At 52.0% G+C, this 18,263-nt stretch carries 15 protein-coding genes and 1 tRNA gene; 1 reads left to right on the forward strand and 15 read right to left on the reverse strand.

Annotation, left to right across the window (positions count from 1 at the left end; translation table 11 throughout):
• Positions 1 to 6: 6 nt before the first annotated feature.
• The 15 genes from hemC to GCU45_RS08400 form a co-directional block, all read right to left on the reverse strand.
• Positions 7 to 963, reverse strand: coding sequence for a hydroxymethylbilane synthase (hemC, locus tag GCU45_RS08330; RefSeq protein WP_152402904.1), 957 nt, complete (start codon positions 961 to 963; stop codon positions 7 to 9).
• On the reverse strand, positions 963 to 1,613 hold the full coding sequence (locus tag GCU45_RS08335; protein ID WP_244364478.1) for a precorrin-2 dehydrogenase/sirohydrochlorin ferrochelatase family protein: 651 nt from the start codon (positions 1,611 to 1,613) through the stop codon (positions 963 to 965). The genes hemC and GCU45_RS08335 overlap by 1 nt, the downstream gene beginning before the upstream one ends.
• Before the next feature lie 5 nt (positions 1,614 to 1,618).
• The gene (ccsA, locus tag GCU45_RS08340) at positions 1,619 to 2,341 is read right to left on the reverse strand and encodes a cytochrome c biogenesis protein CcsA (protein WP_105446195.1); all 723 of its coding nucleotides are present in this window, start codon (positions 2,339 to 2,341) and stop codon (positions 1,619 to 1,621) included.
• A gap of 119 nt (positions 2,342 to 2,460) precedes the next feature.
• Positions 2,461 to 3,849 carry a glutamyl-tRNA reductase gene (gene hemA, locus GCU45_RS08345; RefSeq protein WP_105446156.1) on the reverse strand — a complete coding sequence of 463 codons (1,389 nt, stop codon included), beginning with the start codon at positions 3,847 to 3,849 and terminating at the stop codon, positions 2,461 to 2,463.
• A gap of 300 nt (positions 3,850 to 4,149) precedes the next feature.
• Complete coding sequence (locus GCU45_RS08350; RefSeq protein ID WP_152398607.1) at positions 4,150 to 4,677, reverse strand: hypothetical protein; 528 nt, start codon at positions 4,675 to 4,677, stop codon at positions 4,150 to 4,152.
• Between the two features lie 118 nt (positions 4,678 to 4,795).
• Positions 4,796 to 5,194: an adenosylmethionine decarboxylase gene (gene speD / locus GCU45_RS08355; protein WP_089548381.1), complete on the reverse strand. Its 399-nt coding sequence runs from the start codon at positions 5,192 to 5,194 to the stop codon at positions 4,796 to 4,798.
• Between the two features lie 308 nt (positions 5,195 to 5,502).
• Entirely contained in the window at positions 5,503 to 6,090 is a 588-nt protein-coding gene (locus GCU45_RS08360; protein ID WP_076174350.1) for a non-ribosomal peptide synthetase module, read from the reverse strand.
• A gap of 334 nt (positions 6,091 to 6,424) precedes the next feature.
• On the reverse strand, positions 6,425 to 7,069 hold the full coding sequence (gene yihA, locus GCU45_RS08365; protein WP_152398608.1) for a ribosome biogenesis GTP-binding protein YihA/YsxC: 645 nt from the start codon (positions 7,067 to 7,069) through the stop codon (positions 6,425 to 6,427).
• 17 nt (positions 7,070 to 7,086) lie between these two features.
• Entirely contained in the window at positions 7,087 to 9,423 is a 2,337-nt protein-coding gene (gene lon / locus GCU45_RS08370) for an endopeptidase La (protein ID WP_152398609.1), read from the reverse strand.
• A gap of 90 nt (positions 9,424 to 9,513) precedes the next feature.
• Positions 9,514 to 11,268, reverse strand: coding sequence for an ATP-dependent protease LonB (gene lonB / locus GCU45_RS08375; protein WP_145029139.1), 1,755 nt, complete (start codon positions 11,266 to 11,268; stop codon positions 9,514 to 9,516).
• Between the two features lie 235 nt (positions 11,269 to 11,503).
• On the reverse strand, positions 11,504 to 12,601 hold the full coding sequence (gene ispG, locus GCU45_RS08380) for a flavodoxin-dependent (E)-4-hydroxy-3-methylbut-2-enyl-diphosphate synthase (RefSeq protein ID WP_076174340.1): 1,098 nt from the start codon (positions 12,599 to 12,601) through the stop codon (positions 11,504 to 11,506).
• Positions 12,602 to 12,719: 118 nt separating this feature from the next.
• A complete protein-coding gene (gene clpX / locus GCU45_RS08385) occupies positions 12,720 to 13,976 on the reverse strand; it encodes an ATP-dependent protease ATP-binding subunit ClpX (protein WP_076174338.1) in 1,257 nt (418 codons plus the stop codon).
• Positions 13,977 to 13,988: 12 nt separating this feature from the next.
• Entirely contained in the window at positions 13,989 to 14,579 is a 591-nt protein-coding gene (gene clpP / locus GCU45_RS08390) for an ATP-dependent Clp endopeptidase proteolytic subunit ClpP (RefSeq protein WP_076174335.1), read from the reverse strand.
• Between the two features lie 334 nt (positions 14,580 to 14,913).
• Positions 14,914 to 16,242, reverse strand: a complete 1,329-nt coding sequence (tig, locus tag GCU45_RS08395) for a trigger factor (RefSeq protein ID WP_145948592.1) — start codon at positions 16,240 to 16,242, stop codon at positions 14,914 to 14,916.
• A 141-nt stretch (positions 16,243 to 16,383) separates the two neighbouring features.
• Entirely contained in the window at positions 16,384 to 17,325 is a 942-nt protein-coding gene (locus GCU45_RS08400; RefSeq protein ID WP_208837138.1) for a hypothetical protein, read from the reverse strand.
• Positions 17,326 to 17,585: 260 nt separating this feature from the next.
• Here GCU45_RS08400 and GCU45_RS08405 point away from each other — a divergent pair.
• Positions 17,586 to 17,659: transfer RNA gene (locus GCU45_RS08405), tRNA-Arg, on the forward strand.
• The last annotated feature ends 604 nt before the right edge of the window (positions 17,660 to 18,263 follow it).

Here is an 18,263-nt window from a genome sequence, read left to right on the forward strand (position 1 = left end):
CATCCCCTACTCCCTGGTCTGTTCCAGAATTCTCTCGGCTCCCTGGGCAATCAGCTTATTGGCAACGTCTTCCCCAAGCTTCAGTGGATCCGTTCCCATCAGCGTTTCTTTTAAAATGACGTCCCCTTCGGGAGATCCTACCATTCCCGTTAATTGTATAACGGGCGGAGTCTCTTGGGAATGCTCCGTCTCGGACGGAACGAGTACGGCATGTGCCCCGATCGGCACCTGGCAGCCGCCGTTCAGTACGGCGAGAAACTTGCGTTCGGCAGCAACGGTCAGCTCCGATTCCTTATCGTTATATAAATCAAGCAGTCTGCGCAGATCCGCATCATCTTCGCGGCATTCGATGCCGAGCGCTCCTTGGCCAACAGCCGGCAGGCAGGTCTCCACCGGAATATACGAGCTGATTCTATCCTCCCAGCCCATGCGGTACAGCCCGGCAGCGGCGAGAATGATCGCCTGAAAACCTTCCGTCTCGAGCTTGCGCAGACGCGAGTCAATATTTCCGCGAACCGGCTCCAGTTCCAGGTCGGGCCGGTGAGCCTTCAGCTGGCTGGAGCGGCGCAGGCTGCTCGTTCCCACTTTCGCTCCCTGCGGAAGCTCGTCAATGCTTTTCCCATGAAGGGAAATGAGACAGTCCCTCGGATCGACGCGGCGCGGCACCGCACCGTTTATCAGACCCTCGGGGAGAACCGAAGGCATGTCCTTCATACTGTGCACGGCCATATCGATTTCACTGTCCAGCATAGCCTGCTCGATTTCTTTAACGAACAAGCCTTTCCCGCCGACCTTGGACAACGTCACATCCAAAATGCGGTCGCCTTTCGTCACGATCTTTTTCACTTCGAATTGAAAATCAAACCCGTGTTCCGCGCACAGCTGCTTCAGCTGGTCGATGACCTGCCCTGTCTGCGTTAATGCCAATGCGCTTTGTCTGCTGCCTACTACGATTGTCCGCATCATGATTCCTCCTGGTTGTTCGCAATCCATTGCTTGATTTGTTCCGTATCCCACGGCTCAAACGTGCCCTTGCGGATTTCATCCAGCACTTCAAGCTCTGCCGCTTTCATTAATAATCTTTGCCGGGTTTCCGGGCGCGTAACCTGCCTCTTGATGCTGCTGCGCATCCGGTACATCCATTCGAGATATTCCTCGTATTCGGGGCCGTATTCTTCCTCCAGCCTGTCGCAAATCTCCGCAGCCAGCGCCGGTCCGGCTCCCGAGGTGGACACGGCGATCACCAGCCTGCCCCGGCGAAGCACGCTCGGGCTGATAAAAGAACCCGGCCTACTGCCGCCGGCCTCGTTTGCCAGCGCACCCATCCGCTCTGCCTCATCGATCACGGCACCGTTCACGTCAGGCGAGGAGGTTGCCGCATAGACCAAAAAGGCCCCCGCCAAATCTCCCGCCGCGTACTCGCGGGAAATCCAGCGGATCCGGCCTTCCATTACAAGCTGCCGCAGTCCTTGCGTCACTTCCGGACTGATCACCGTCACATCGGCCGAAGCCGCAAGCAGGGAGTTTATCTTTCTTTCGGCCACGGCCCCGCCGCCCACCACGGCGCAGCAGCGCCCCTTGCAATCCAGCATTACGGGCAAATATACCGACAAAGGACTCACTCTCCTGTCCAACGGTGAAAATCGGACCACGTATTCAGTACGAAAATAAATATAATAAACGCATATCCGATCAGAATCCACTGGGCCATCACTTGACCGGAATGCTGTTTGGAACGTTTACGAATCAGAAAAAAATAATAAATCGCCAGTCCGGCAAGCGTAGCCACTACTTTCAAGTCCAGCAGCAGACTGAGCTTGCCTTCGGAAATAAGCGACAGCACCGCGACGATGAACGAAACGGATAAGAGCGGGGTTCCGATCGATGCGAGCAGGTACGTGTACTTGTCCATCAGCTCTAGACTCGGAAGCCGGCGGACGGTGTCGCTCCATTTTTTCCCTTTCAGCCTTCTATGAAGAAACAAATACATGCCGGCAAATACGGCGGCAATGGTGTAAACGGCGAAGCTTAGGTTGGCGAGCGTGATATGCAGAATGAGCAGGCCGTGTACCGTCTCCCAATGACGCAGCGGGTTATTCCCGGCTGCAAACCATAAACGGTTCAGCACCATGGCGCTGAATCCGATGATGCCGAGCAGCAGGACGGCAAACTCCGACCGCTGCACCCAGTTCATGATCAGCGCGGCGATGACGATACTAAATGAAAATAAGAGCAAAAAATCAAATGGGGTAAAGATCGGCAGCATGCTCTCCTGCCACGCTCTGATCAGAAGCGCGCCTCCCTGCAAAACGCCAACTACAACAAGAAGCCCTGTACCCATCCGCTTTGCCCCCTGATTGCGTCGTATGCAATCCGAGATAAAAAACAGAAGGCTCAGGGCGTAGATATAAATGCCGGCATCGTAAAAACCAGTGAGCAATGTCAACTCCCCCTACCGGCTTACAGGCTTGCAGGAGTCAAAGAAACCTTGGACAGCTTCATGTCCGATGGGTTCTTGCTGATCCCTTGCGGGACCGTGCCGGATTTCTCCATGACGCTGCTGCCGTGACCGGACGCATTCATGTCCTCTTCCAAAGCAAATATATGTGTGAAAAACTCTAGCGCCTCGTTGCCTTCCTTGCCGCCGGCCATTTCCTTCAAGCGGTTGATCGGATCGTGCATCATCTGATTGACGATGCTCTTGGTCAACCGGCGGATGACTTTGCGCTGATGGTCGTTCAGTTCAGGCAGCTTGTTAAACAGGCTTTCCAGCGTCTCTTCATGAATCGCCGTGGACTTCTCCTGAAGCGCACGGATCGCCGGCCGGATGCCGAGCGTCTTGAGCCATTGATAGAACGCCGTCTTCTCCTCTTCGATCATCACTTCGATCTTCGCCGCTTCGGCCCGGCGCATTTCGAGGTTGCTCTCAACGATTCCTTCCAGGTCGTCAATATCATACAGGAATACGTTGCTAATCTCGGCGATAGCCGGATCAATGTCCCGCGGCACTGCGATATCAATCATAAACAGCGGCCGGGATTGCCTCTTCTTCATGCTCTCGCTGACCTGCGCCGGCGTAAGGACATAATCCTTGGCACCCGTCGAGCTTATCAGGATGTCCACTTCGTGAAGCCGGGCAATCGCCTGCTCCATCGTGCACGGCGTACCTTGAAACTTGTTGGCCAGCTCTTCCGCCCGCGCGAGGGTCCGGTTGGCGACGATCACCTCTTCGGCCCCGTTCGCGTACAGGTGCTTGACGGTCAGCTCGCTCATTTTGCCGGCGCCGAGAATGAGCACCTTCTTGTCGTTGAACATGCCAAAAATCCGTTTGCCCAGCTCAACGGCCGCGTAGCTCACGGACACTGCGCTTTCCCCAATGGAAGTCTCCGAATGGGCTCTCTTGCCTAGGGTCACGGCCTGCTTGAACAGCATGTTGAACCAGGTGCCCGTCGCTTTCTCCTCCTGGCTTTGCAGGAAGGCGCTGCGGACCTGACCTAAAATTTGCGTCTCCCCGATCACCATGGAGTCCAGGCCGCAGGTCACCCGGAACAAATGGGAAATGGCCTGCTCGTCTTCATATATATATAAATGCTTTGTAAATTCTTCTCTTGGGATGTCAAACCATTGCTCCACAAAACTGCGGATGAAATATCCGCACATATGAAGACGGTCTACCACCACGTATATTTCTGTGCGGTTGCACGTAGCCACAATCACGCCTTCCATTACACTTTTCGTCAGCATCAGCTGGCTGAGTGCCTTTGGAAGTTCGCTTTGATCAAATGTAAAACGTTCCCTCACTTCTACAGGCGCTGTACGATAGTTTAATCCGACAACGACGATGTGCATTACGTGTTCACCTGCCTATGTTTCATTTCAAAAAAAAAGATCCAGTTCAGGACGTTTTTTTGATAATATCAGAAAGTATAAACTCCAGAGCCATGGCTTCCTGATATTGCAAGAAAAATAACCTTTAAACGCGGTCTGTCTTCTTTGAAGGTACGTCGATAGACGTTTTTCTTACGGTACGTTCATTAACAACGTGTTCATTATATCACAAATGTCCTGCTCTCTCTGAACTATTTTTGAAATGTTTATGAAATTACATGTGATTTATTGTGTCACAAAGCACTGGGCTTTATACCCTCTTTATTGCGTTTCTTCCAGCGTCTTGGCGAGTTCTTTGCCGATTTTCTTCAACTGGCCGGCCTGCGAGGCGATCACGTGCCCGTCCTCGCTCAGCAGCTTATCGTATACAGGCATGACACCTGCATACAGCTGGCTGTACCGAAGCAGCATGTCCTTCTCCGCGTCGGTGAGGAGGCGGTTGCCGCCGATTTGCCATTCTGTGATTACATTAACCAGATCACCGACCGGTTTAAGCGGATCGACAGCACCGTCCCCAAATGTTTTTGCCAGCCGGTCGTGAGCATACGACGCCGAATAAGCTGCCAGCTTGAGGGCGTTCAGCTCATCGGTGCGCGAACTGCCAGCCGCATCCGCAAGGGACGTTCCCAGCACCTGCATTTGAAACTGGGCCACCTCGAACAGCATCCTTTCGGCGTTCTCTCCTTCGGTATGAGGCCACATCATCCGGTATCCTTGGTAGACAAGGCTGACAAGCAGGACCAGCAGCAGACCGACAAACAGCAAATCCCTCTGTTTTCTCCTTCTCACGCTTAAGCGAACCTCCCTGTTAACAAGCTTACTACTCATTGTATGGGGGTTCAAAAAAACAAATAACCATGGAGATGTCCATGGTTATGATTTAGATATCGTTATTCGTGCCGCGAAGTTACACCAGCTCGGTCTGTTTCAGTTCAGGGGTTTCTACCGTCAATTCACCCAAACCGCGCACCAGTTTCTTGGCGTAAGTTTTCTCAGGTTTCAATACGGATACCAGGTAATCAATGGCCAACTGTGGATCTACCGTCTCACCGCAAGTGTAGCAGTCGATCGCTGCGAATCCTCTCTCAGGATACGTGTGGATCGAGAGGTGGCTTTCTGACAACAATACGAGTACTGTAGCGCCTTGTGGTTCAAACTGCTTGGATTGTACCGACATGACTGTAGCACCGCATGCTTCGGCTGCCTCAACCATTTGAGCCTGCAGAAATTCCGCGTCATTCAGCATGTCAAAATCTACACCCCAAGTATCAACAGCAACGTGTCTTCCGAAAGTTGAATATTCCATCCTTCGGTTCCCCCTTCCTAGGAATAAAATGTTTGAAAATTTCATCCGCTAGGACCTACGTCATTCACTTCCCGAGGGAATAATCTCTCGCAACATTCAATGTCCTGAGTGAATCCTGGTTCCTATATAATTCTTTTCAACGAGATTAAAAATAACATCTATCCGCCCTAATTGCAACCCTTTTTTATCCTTTGCAAATATTTATTTTTAGCCACTCATCCCCGCGTCACCCGACCCGTTTTACCGGGCGTTTGAGACATAAAAAGAACCCTTCGGTTACCGAAGGGTTCTCTTTCTCCGAGGCCATCTCAAGCCTCAAGTGCAAACCATTTATGTGTGGTGAGGCGCAGTTTCTGGTCAATGACAGCAATCTGTTCAGGGGTCACCGCTTTGTTCCGTTCATCGAGCCAAAAATTAATATCCTGGTACAAACGGGATATTTCCTGTTCGACCTCGGTGAGCTGGAACATCCGCTGGAGTTCTCCGGCCGTATGCTTATATTCATACACCAGCTTACTCTGGGAAGTCGTAACTTCCGCAATTTTGCGAACCGAGCCTTTTTCATAATAATACATCATCGTGAATCCTTGATAAATGCGATTGACGATTCCGTCTCCTTTGCAGGCGACGAACAGTTTGCGGACCGCGTTTGTCAGATGAGGGTTCACCAAGCGGCAAGACAATTCACAGATGTATAACGAACCTTTACGCTCCAGAGGGAGATGAACCGCCTCGCCGCTTTCGTCTTCAAGCACAATTTCTTGTCCTCCGCCGTCCAGTACTTTCACATAAGGATGCACATGACAGCTTTCCGCCGAATGCAAAAATTGGTTCAATTGCTGCTCCGTCATTTGTAAAGTAGTTTGAACATACTCTGTGGCTAACCGCTGAGCCATAAAAATCTCCTCAATTCTTTTTTATGATTACAGAACGATGTGCTCCAGCACGGTTCGATTCTATAATCGCAAGAAAAATTTCCGCCGGACATGGCGGGTGAAGATTGTTAAAGGCACTCAAGGCCTCTTTAAACAACCTTTAGTATTATTATACAGCACATCCTCGAGCATTGGCTTGCTGAGCGAACCATGAATTTCCTTCATATTTCATAAAATAACGGATTAAACCGGATTGTAGCCGAAAAATCTTATGGGATGCTCACTTTCCTCCCGCGAAAAGTCGGAATCCCTATAGTATACAGCGAATTTATCGCATTTACGTTAGGTTGAGGCGTTACGGGTTCTCCTGCTGCTGCCCTTCCTGCGGGACCGCACCTGACTGCGAAGAATCGCTGCTTTCTACAAAAGACTGGATCACAGCCCATAACTCTTCTTTACCCACACCCAGCTCCGAAGAAAACATGACGAACAAATCAGTGCTGCGGAGAAGGAGACTCTCCTTCATTTGCTTTACGTGTTTCTGCCAGCGGCTCTTAGGTATTTTATCCGCTTTCGTAGCCACGACGCAGATCGGGATGTCATAATGCTGAAGCCAGTCATACATCATGACATCATCCTTGGTCGGCGGGTGGCGAAGATCCACCACCATGAGAACCAGCTTCAGCGTCTGCCGCTCCAGCATGTATTTCTCAATCATCTTGCCCCAGGCCGCCCGCTGCGTCTTGGACACTTTGGCGTAGCCGTACCCTGGGAAGTCCACAAAATACAAAGCCTCATTAATACGATAGTAGTTCATATGCTGGGTTTTGCCCGGGGTCGAGCTTGTTCTCGCCAGGTTCTTCCGATTGATCATCCGGTTGATGAGCGAGGACTTGCCGACATTGGAACGCCCTGCCAGAGCAATCTCCGGCAAGGCGTCCACAGGATATTGGTCAGGGCCGACGGCGCTGATAATAAATTCTGCATTCGTAACTTTCATGTTAAATAAAACCCTCTCTAGTGCACTCCCGCCTGCTCCACCAGTGCATGCTTCAGCACCTGGTCCATATGGGACACCGGAACAAACTCCACTTCTTCTTTGACACTGTCCGGAATCTCGCGCAGATCCCGCTCGTTGTCTTTGGGGAGCAGTATTTTTTTGTAGCCGGCGCGGTGCGCAGCCAGCGATTTCTCCTTCAGTCCGCCGATCGGCAGCACCCGGCCGCGCAGGGTGATTTCACCGGTCATGGCGATGTCTTTGGAGACATGTTTCTTGGTCAGGGCCGACACGAGGGCCGTGGCAATCGTAATGCCTGCCGAAGGTCCATCTTTCGGAATCGCCCCTTCAGGGATATGAATATGGATATCATTTTTCTCATGAAAATCGGGGTCGATGCCAAGCTCATCGGCTTTGGCGCGCGTGTAGCTGAAAGCGGCCTGCGCCGATTCCTTCATCACGTCCCCTAATTGGCCAGTCAGGGTCAGCTTGCCGGATCCCGGCACGACCGTGACTTCGACCATCAATGTTACGCCGCCGACCTCGGTCCAGGCCAGGCCGGTTACCGCACCAATCTGATCCTCGAGATCGGCCACGCCATATCTAAAGTTCGGGCTGCCTAAATAGTCCTTGACCTCGTCCGGCTCAATGGTAATCTTATCGATCTCTTCAGATACGATGATCTTCGCAGCCTTCCGACACAACGCCGCGACCTGCTGCTCCAGGTTCCGTACGCCGGATTCCCGGGTGTACTCGCGGACCACTTTCATGAGCGCCTCTTCCCCGATCTCCAGCTGGTCTTCGTTCAGGCCATGCTCCCGTTTCTGCTTCGGCAGCAGATAGCGCATGGCGATTTGAAGCTTCTCCAGTTCCGTATAACCCGGGATGTTGAGCACTTCCATCCGGTCCAGCAGCGGACGCGGAATATTATGAATGGCATTCGCCGTCGTAATAAACATTACCTGGGACAAGTCGAACGGAATCTCGATAAAATGGTCGCTGAACGTATTGTTCTGCTCCGGATCGAGCACCTCCAGCAGCGCCGAAGACGGGTCTCCTCGGAAATCCGAAGCCATCTTGTCGATCTCATCCAGCAGGAACACCGGGTTCAGTGCACCCGCGTTCTTCATTCCCTGGATAATCCGCCCCGGCATCGCTCCCACATAGGTGCGCCGGTGACCGCGGATTTCCGCTTCATCCCGCACGCCCCCGAGCGAAATCCGGACAAACTTTCGGTTCAGCGATTTGGCGATCGACCGGGCAAGCGAAGTTTTACCAACGCCCGGAGGTCCGACCAGGCACAGAATCGGCCCTTTCATCTTCTTCACCAGCTTCTGAACGGCCAGGTATTCGAGTACGCGCTCCTTCGGCTTGTCGAGGCTGTAATGATCCTCGTCGAGCACCTGCTCCGCCTTATGGATATCCAGATCGTCCTCGGTCTTAGCCGACCAGGGAAGGCCAAGCAGCCAATCGAGATAATTGCGGATCACGCCGCCTTCCGCCGAGCTTGCAGGCATTTTCTCGAGACGGTCGATTTCTTTCTCCACCTTCTCTTTGACCCTTTCGGGAAGCTCCTGCTTGTTCATCTGCTCACGCAGCTCTTCGACTTCTCCGGCGCGGCCTTCTTTCTCGCCCAGCTCCTTCTGAATCGCCTTCATCTGTTCGCGCAAATAATATTCTTTCTGCGTCTTTTCCATCTGCTTCTTGACGCGCTGGTTAATTTTGCGCTCCAGCTCCAGCACTTCGCGTTCGTTATTCAGAATATCGAGGAGCTTCTCGAGCCGTTTGCCAACGTCGACGGTCTCCAGAATATCCTGCTTATCCTTGATCTTTAACGACAGATGGCTCGTAATGACGTCGGCCAGCCTGCCGGGTTCGTCGATATCGGACACCGCGGCAAGCGTCTCGGGCGTTACCTTCTTCGATAAATTAATATAGTGCTCGAATTGACTGAGTACCGTACGCATCAGTGCATCCACTTCAGGATCGTCGCTGTCTTCCTCCTTCAGCTCGCGGGCAATGACTTCGTAATATTCTTCATTGTCCGTGTACTGAATGATCTCGGCGCGCTCCATCCCTTCTACCAGCACCCGGATGGTGCCGTTCGGAAGCTTCAGCATCTGTCTGACGTTGGCGACTGTGCCAACCCGGAAAATATCTTCCTGCGTTGGTTCTTCTATGTTCACCTCAGACTGAGAACAAAGGAGAATCAAATTATCTTCCACCATTGCTTTTTCCAGCGCTTTGACCGATTTCTCCCGGCCTACATCGAGATGCAGAACCATGCTCGGGTAGACTAGAAGGCCTCGCAAAGGCAGTAAAGGAAACCGGCGGCCTTTTAATTTACTGGGCCCCATCGCTTTTGCACCTCCAGCCGTTCTCAGGGTTATGACATTCGATTTTATTTTAGCAAATGTTCACATAAAACACCAATCTTTGTAGCCTGATCAGCAGGAGCCGGCATCCGTTATTTGGCTGTTACGTGCAGGCTTGGCATGCAGGAAGGAAGCTGAAGCTGCCGGGAATGTCTCCGGGGCCGCGCTGGGTTCGATCGTTTCCTCTGCGCTGCTGTCGACTTGGCGGTCCAGCTCGCTTCCGAAAATATGCCCGAACGCTTCCTGGATCGACTCCACCGGAATGACGCGCAGACCGTTCAAATCCTCGAACAGAGTCTGCCAATTTTCCTTCGGAATGATCACTGTCGTCGCTCCTGCCTGGAAGGCCGCCTCGACTTTGGCGATAACGCCCCCGATTGGCTTCACTTTACCGTGAATGCTGATTTCGCCCGTCATGGCCAGTCGATTGTCCACCGGCAGCCCTTTCATCGCCGAAACGATGGCGGTAGCCATGGCAACGCCGGCAGATGGACCGTCAATCGGCGTTCCTCCAGGGAAATTGATATGCAGATCGTAATCGCCCGGCGAAAGACCCATAGAGCGCAGAACGGTAAGCACGTTTTCGATGGACCCCTTCGCCATGCTCTTGCGGCGCAGCGTTCTGGAGCTGCCCCCGCCGATTTCTTCCTCTTCGACGACCCCGGTAATATTGTAGATACCTTGTCCTTTGGCGACAGGAACGGCAGTCACCTCGATTTCAAGCAGCGCACCCATGTTCGGACCGTACACGGCAAGGCCGTTGACCAGGCCAACCTGCGGACGCTCCGGAACCTTCCGGTCCGGACGGGGTTGAAGCTGGCTGCTGCTTGCTACCCATTCGACGTCGGAAGCCGACAGGGAGTCCCTTTTTTCCGTCAAGGCCAAGCCTGCTGCCAGCTGAATGATATTGACCGCCTCGCGTCCGTTGGTGGCATATTGCTTCACAACCTCGACCGCCTCCGGGCATGGCTTCAGACCGATCTTTTGAATCGCATCCTCCGCAATGCGGCTGATCTCTTCAGGAAGCAGCGGGCGGAAAAAGATTTCCATACAGCGCGAACGCAGCGCCGGCGGAATTTCCTGCGGCGAGCGTGTCGTTGCCCCAACCAGACGAAAATCAGCCGGAAGGCCGTTCTGGAAAATATCGTGCACATAGGCCGGAGTGTTGCTGTCCTCCGAATTATAGTATGCACTTTCGAGTAGGACCTTACGGTCCTCCAGTACTTTTAACAATTTATTCATTTGGATCGGATGCAATTCCCCAATCTCGTCGACAAACAAAATTCCCCCGTGCGCTTTCGTAACCGCACCTGGTTTAGGCTGAGGAATGCCAGCGACGCCCATGGAGCCCGCCCCCTGATAGATCGGGTCATGGACCGATCCGATTAATGGATCGGCAATCCCCCGTTCATCGAAACGGGCGGTGGTCGCATCGATTTCGGTAAATTTGGCGTCGGCTTTAAATGGCGAGGCCGGATTTTTTTTAGCCTCCTCCATCACGACCCGGGCGGCTGCGGTTTTCCCGACTCCCGGTGGCCCATAGATAATGACATGCTGCGGATTCCCGCTGCACAGCGCGGCCTTCAGCGCACGAAGCCCGTCCTTCTGTCCAACGATATCCTGCAGCGACTGCGGTCTCGTTTTTTCGGCCAGCGGCTTGGTCAGCGAAACCGAACGCAGCTTGCGCAGCTTATCCATCTCTTTGCGTGATTCCCGATCCACCGCGGTGCGGTTCGTCTTCTGCCCGCGGAGCAAATTCCAAAAATAGACGCCGATGATGATCGCAAAGAAAAATTGTACCAGCATCATAATCATGGTTAAATCCATAGTAAATCCCTCCCGATTCTCAGTTCAGTGGCTTCTCCTCCGGCATGGTTTTAGATTGATAAATCATCTTGCCGGAAATAGGTTCGTTAGCCTGATACATGGTAGTATAGCCTTTTCACCCATGAGTAAACGGGATGGGCCGGGTTTTTTGCATCTTTTTTGGAAATTGTCCGCCCACATTCAAAAAAGAAGCCGCAGCACTGCATAAGCAGGACTGCGGCTTCTTACGGCAAAATTAGTGTTTGCGCCCCGGGATCGTTCCGGTTTCTTCGTATACTTTGACGATGCTGTCGATTTCCTTCTTCAATTCGTCCACCATCTCGGCTTCCGGCACTTTGCGGATCATCTCTCCGTAACGGAAAAGGAGTCCTTCGCCGCGACCGCCGGCGATGCCGATGTCCGCTTCACGCGCTTCGCCCGGACCGTTGACCGCACAGCCAAGCACGGACACTTTAATCGGCACTTTCAGCTGGGAGATGTAGGCTTCCACTTCGTTGGCGATGGAGAACAAGTCGATGTCCAGCCGCCCGCAGGTCGGACAGGACACGAGCGTTGCGGCGTTCGAAATCAGACCGAAGGTCTTGAGCAGCTCGCGCGCCACTTTGACTTCTTCCACCGGATCTGCGCTCAGGGAAATACGCACGGTGCTGCCGATGCCCATCGAGAGCAGGGCACCGATGCCCGCCGAGCTTTTGATCGTACCAGAGAACAGCGTTCCCGATTCGGTAATACCAAGGTGCAGCGGATAAGGAATCACTTCGGCCGCCTTACGGTAAGCTTCGATGGCCATCGGCACGTCGGATGCTTTCAGAGACACGATAATATCGTGGAAGTCGAGCTCTTCCAAAATGCCTATGTGATATAGGGCACTTTCCACCATAGCTTCAGGCGTCGGATACCCGTATTTCTCCAGCAGATGAGCTTCAAGCGAACCGGCGTTGACGCCGATCCGGATCGGAATTCCGCGCTCTTTACAAGCCCGGACGACCGCTTCCACCTTCTCCCGGCTGCCGATATTGCCTGGGTTGATCCGGACTTTATCGATGCCGTTCTCGATGGCTTTCAGCGCCAGCTGGTAGTTAAAATGAATATCCGCAACGAGCGGAATATGAATGCGTTTCTTGATCTCTTTAATGGCTTCCGCCGCTTCCACATTGTTGACCGTCACCCGGACAATCTGGCAGCCCGCTTCTTCGAGCCGAAGGATTTCCGCCACCGTGGCTTCCACGTTAGCGGTCTTCGTCGTACACATGCTTTGGATAATGACTTCGTTGTTACCGCCAATCGTCAAATTACCGACCTTGACCGGCCGTGTGTCTTGTCTCAAAAACATGATTGTTCTCTCCCATAACGCCAAGACTCCACCCCGTCCCCGCGAAGCAAGCGGCAGGGCGGAAGTGGAGAATCGGCACCTAAATTTGGGAAAATGGCATCTGTTTTACAACAACAGATTACGCACTTTCCTCTTGTTTTTTATCTTTTTTGCTGATCAATTCCGGAATCATCTTCTCTTTGACAACCTGCTCCGTAATGATGCAGTCCTTGATATCCTCGCGGGAAGGAACTTCATACATTACGTCCAGCATGATGCCTTCAATGATGGCCCGGAGTCCGCGGGCACCCGTATTGCGTTTGATCGCTTCGCGGGCAATCGCTTCAAGGGCTTCCGGCTCGAATTTCAGCGTTACGTTATCCATTTCGAGCAGTTTCTGATACTGCTTCGTCAGCGCGTTCTTCGGCTCGGACAGAATACGCACCAGCGTCTTCTCATCGAGCGGCTCCAGCGTCGAAATGATCGGCAGACGTCCCACGAATTCAGGGATCAGGCCGAATTTCAGCAGGTCTTCCGGAAGAACCAGACCGAGGTATTCACCCGGTTTCAGATCTTTCTGGTTGTCGGTACCCGCGTTAAAGCCGATAACTTTCTTGCCGATCCGGCGCTTGATCATTTGCTCCAGGCCGTCAAAGGCACCGCCGCAAATAAACAGGATGTTCGTCGTATCGATTTGGATAAACTCCTGGTGCGGATGCTTGCGCCCGCCTTGCGGCGGAACCGAAGCGACCGTTCCTTCCAGGATTTTCAGCAGCGCCTGCTGTACCCCTTCACCCGATACGTCACGGGTAATCGAAGGGTTTTCAGATTTACGTGCCACCTTGTCGATTTCGTCGATATAGATAATGCCGCGTTCGGCTTTTTCCACGTCGTAATCGGCTGCTTGAATCAGCTTCAGCAGGATGTTCTCTACGTCCTCACCCACGTACCCGGCTTCCGTAAGGGAAGTCGCGTCGGCAATGGCGAACGGAACGTTCAAAATTTTGGCCATCGTCTGGGCAAGCAGTGTCTTACCCGAACCGGTTGGACCCAAAAGCAGGATGTTACTCTTCTGAAGCTCGACGTCTTCAATTTTGCTGCCGGTATTGATCCGTTTGTAGTGGTTGTACACGGCAACGGACAGCGATTTCTTCGCTTGTTCTTGACCGATGATATACTGGTCCAAAATATCGCAGATTTCCTTCGGTTTCGGAATATCCTTCAGATCCAGCTCTTCCTCATGTCCGAGCTCTTCCTCCACGATCTCAGTGCAGAGCTCGATACATTCGTCACATATATAGACACCGGGGCCAGCAACAAGTTTGCGCACTTGCTCCTGGGATTTCCCGCAAAAAGAGCACTTCAGCTGCCCTTTTTCATCGTTAAATTTAAACATGTAAACACCCCTTTAAGATTTAATCGGTGAAGTGAGAACCTGGTCAATTATGCCGTATGCTTTCGCTTCCTCCGCGCTCATGAAAAAGTCACGATCCGTATCGCGCTCAATTTTTTCAAGGGGCTGACCCGTGCGCTCCACGTAAATTTGATTGAGCTTTTCCCTGGTTTTAATAATCCAGCTCGCATGGATTTGGATGTCGGACGCCTGGCCCTGAACACCGCCGAGCGGCTGGTGAATCATGACCTCGCTGTTCGTCAGCGCAAAACGCTTGCCGGGTGCTCCGGCCGTCAACAGCAGGGATCCCATGCTCGCCGCCATACCAACGCAAATCGTGGATACATCAGGCTTGATAAACTGCATCGTATCATATATACCCATCCCCGCTGTGACAGAACCACCCGGTGAATTGATATACAAATGAATATCTTTCTCCGGATCCTCCGCAGCCAGGAACAATAATTGAGCTATGACGAGATTGGCAACATCATCATCAATCGCACTGCTCAGGAAGATAATGCGGTCCTTGAGCAATCTGGAGTAAATATCGTACGATCTCTCGCCTCTATTGGTTTGTTCTACAACCATAGGTATCAGACTCATGTGTCCAACCTCTTTTCCATGTAAAAGATGTGATGCGTGCTTCAATCAAGTTTACAGCACTATTCTAACATGTTCAAAGCACGATGTCATTTTTTCACTCCACACCATTTAATACAGTGTATGAGTCATCTAACAATTATAACCCGAAACGGACTCTTGAATCGAATATGTATGGAAACAAAGCATCCATTTTCATGCAAGATTTAGATATTAATGGATACTTTTAGTTAAAAATAAGGCACGCAAATGAATATACGTGCCTTATCTCTCTATAGGTCCCTTATGTCAGCCTCCGCACTTAGATCAAATGCAGATGGCCGCGTCCGTTTCCTTCTTATTTTTCTTCAGCAGTTTCAGCAGTTTCTTCGGCTGCTTCCACTTCTTTGCTGTTCTCAACCAGGAGATCCACCGTTTTGCGAAGGGAAATTTCTTCGCGCAGGCTTCCCAGCGAACCGTTTGCTGTAAGGATGTTGCGGATCTCGTCAGCCGTACGCTTGTAAGATTCAGCCATCACTTCCAGCTCTTTGTTGATGTCTTCCTCAGTTACTTCAATGTTCTCTTCTTTGGCGATTTGCTCCAGAACAAGGTTGTTGCGAACGCGTTTTTCGGCATCTTCCTTCATTTGCTCTTGCAGATCAGCCGTCGTTTGGCCAGAGAAGCTGAGGAACATTTCAAGGTTCATGCCCTGATTGCGCAGACGGTTGTCAAAATCACGCATCATGTTTTGAATTTCGCTGTCAATCATCGCTTGTGGAATTTCCACCTCGGCGTTGGCGGCAACTTTGTCTACGACAGCTGCTTCCTTATTACCTTTGGCTTCTTGTTCCTTACGGGCCAGAAGCTCTTTCTTCAGGTCTTCCTTGTACTCGGCGAGCGTTTCGAATTCACTTACGTCTTTGGCGAATTCGTCGTCAAGTTCAGGAAGCTGTTTGCGCTTGATTTCATGCACTTTCACTTTGAACACGGCTTTCTTGCCGGCCAGTTCTTCTGCATGATATGTCTCAGGGAAAGTCACTTCAACGTCTTTGAAGTCGCCAGTCGCCATGCCGACAACCTGCTCTTCAAATCCAGGAATGAACGTGCCGCTTCCCAGTTCCAGAGAATAACGCTCAGCTTGTCCGCCTTCGAAAGGAACGCCGTCAACAGATCCGTCGAAGTCGATCACGGCGACGTCTCCGTTCTCGGCAGCGCCTTCGTCGATAACCGACAGTTCGGCATGACGTTCTTGCAGACGCTTCAGTTCAGCGTCAAGCTCTTCGTCCGAAACCTCAACTTTTTGTACCGGAACTTCCACGCCTTTGTATTCGCCCAAAGTCACTTCAGGCTTAACCGTTACTTTCGCTTTGAATTTGAACACTTCGCCTTTCGCGAATTGATCAATCTCCACTTCAGGACGGTCTACAGGGAAGATGTCAGTTTGGTCGACAGCTTCCGTGTATACTTCAGGAAGCAAAATGTCGATTGCGTCTTGATACAGAGCTTCGACGCCATAACGGGCTTCGAAGATCGGCCGAGGTACTTTACCTTTACGGAAACCAGGCACGTTAGCCTTTTTTGCTACTTTATTAAAAGCTTTGTCGAGGGCTGCAGCTACACGGTCTGCTTCCACTTCAACTTCAAGAACGCCAAGGTTCTTCTCTATTTTTTCCCAGGTTGCTTTCATTTTATGCTTTCCCCTCCAAAAATAATTCACATGTACTTAAGTTATCAGCACGCACAGAATAACCATTATAGTATAAACAACATTGCTGTGTTTTTCAAGGGCAAGCCCTTGGCAACTCTTCAGGTAAACGTTTCCGATCGCCTACTCCTGCATGCCGGCCGACACGAACTGCCTGAAGCTTCGATACGCCTGCTCGAAACGGAAGCGCATCGTGTCCGTGATCCCGTACATCGCCCGGGACTCCTCCTCGTTGCGGCTGCCTGTGAGACTCTCGGTGACGATCTGATGCAGGGCAGCCGCCCAGATGTCGATCGTCGTGTCGTCCTCGTCAAGGATCGACCGGTAATCCTCCGTCCCGTAGATCGCCATAATAAACTGCGACCACAGCTCCTGGGCAAAATAATACAGCGTCGGCTCCTGCACTTCGGTCTGCGCAGCCACGCGCTCCGTTACCATTGCCACCTGCGGCGGAAACTCCCCCGGCGTCAAAGGCACCGTCTCCATATCGACGCTTACCTGCTCCTGTCCGCGCTTAAACTGCACCGTGCCCTGCATACCGCGCTTGCGCAGCGTTTGAAGCACCCTGAACTGCAGCAGCGGATGAAGGCGAGCCTGCATCAGCCACCCCACCAGCTTGTCGTCGATATCTGAGCCTTCCAGATAGGACAGTTGCTCGAGAGCGAGCATGGTCTGCTCCGATAAAGGCTCTTCCATGGCGGTGTGCAGCAGCTTGTCGGCGTAATGCTGGTCTTCGGCCAGCTTGGCCCGCACGTTCTGCCGTTTCATTTCTTCCTCGTCAGGCTCCTCCTCATGCTCATGAGAGTCCAAGCCTGTACCCTGCCCGCCGCCGTGATTCATATATTGTGGAAAAGCGGCTTCCAGCCATTCCAGAAGCGCCTGCCATTCTTCATAATGCCTCTCATCCTGCCCTTGGCACTGCAGCAGGAAACGCAAAAGCTCCATCGCTTCCCCGTACCGTTCATTTTCCAGCATGACGGTGAGCTGAATCTGATAGAAGTCGAGCGTCTTTGGAAAAAGAATGACGTTGTCCTTCGCTGGGGAAATATGTTCTTTAATATGTATTCCCTCCTTTCCCCGTGCTTGTGCAAATAATTGTTGATTATAGCATACCTCTTTCAACTTGAAAAAAAACATGTGAATGGTCGGGGAATCCATTCGTTCTATGAAAAACGTATAGAAACCATTAATAATATAAACGGGGATTGAAACAACTTTTTTCTCTTGCCCTAAGAACAGATGAGGAGGACTATGAGAAAGGAAAGAAAAACATGTTGATGTTATCGCAAATATATGTTATGATCTTTCTTGCTTGAATTTTTCATGTCCCAGTAGCTCAGCTGGATAGAGCAACGGCCTTCTAAGCCGTCGGTCGGGGGTTCGAATCCCTCCTGGGACGTATGGAAGCTCTCCTTATTGGAGAGCTTTTTTTAGTTCCAGGAGGGAATTGAGAACCCCTCTAGGGGTTCGTCGGAGCATACGCTTCGATAGCATCCGCTTCGCAGTCCGCCTGTAGGGCGGTATCCCTCCTGGGACGTGTTTTTGCGTCCAAAGGGATGAGAACCCCATTAGGGGGTTCGTCGGAGCATACGCTTCGATAGCATCCGCTTCGCAGTCCGCCCGTTAGGGCGGTATCCCGAGCTGGGACGTGTTTTTGCGTCCAAAGGGATGAGAACCCCATTAGGGGGTTCGTCGGAGCATACGCTTCGATAGCATCCGCTTCGCAGTCCGCCCGTTAGGGCGGTATCCCGAGCTGGGACGTGTTTTTGCGTCCATAGGGATGAGAACCCCTTAGGGTTCGTCGGAGCATACGCTTCGAGAGCATCCGCTTCGCAGTCCGCCCGTTAGGGCGGTATCCCTCCTGGGACGTATGGAAGCTCTCCTTATTGGAGAGCTTTTTTTTGTTCCAGGAGGGAATTGAGAACCCCTACAGGGGTTCGTTGAAGCATGCGCACCGATAATCTCCTCTTTCGCCACCCATTCGCTCACTGAACACAAAAAAG

Source organism: Paenibacillus cellulositrophicus (genome assembly GCF_009363095.1).
Classification (GTDB): Bacteria; Bacillota; Bacilli; order Paenibacillales; family Paenibacillaceae; genus Paenibacillus_AQ; species Paenibacillus_AQ favisporus.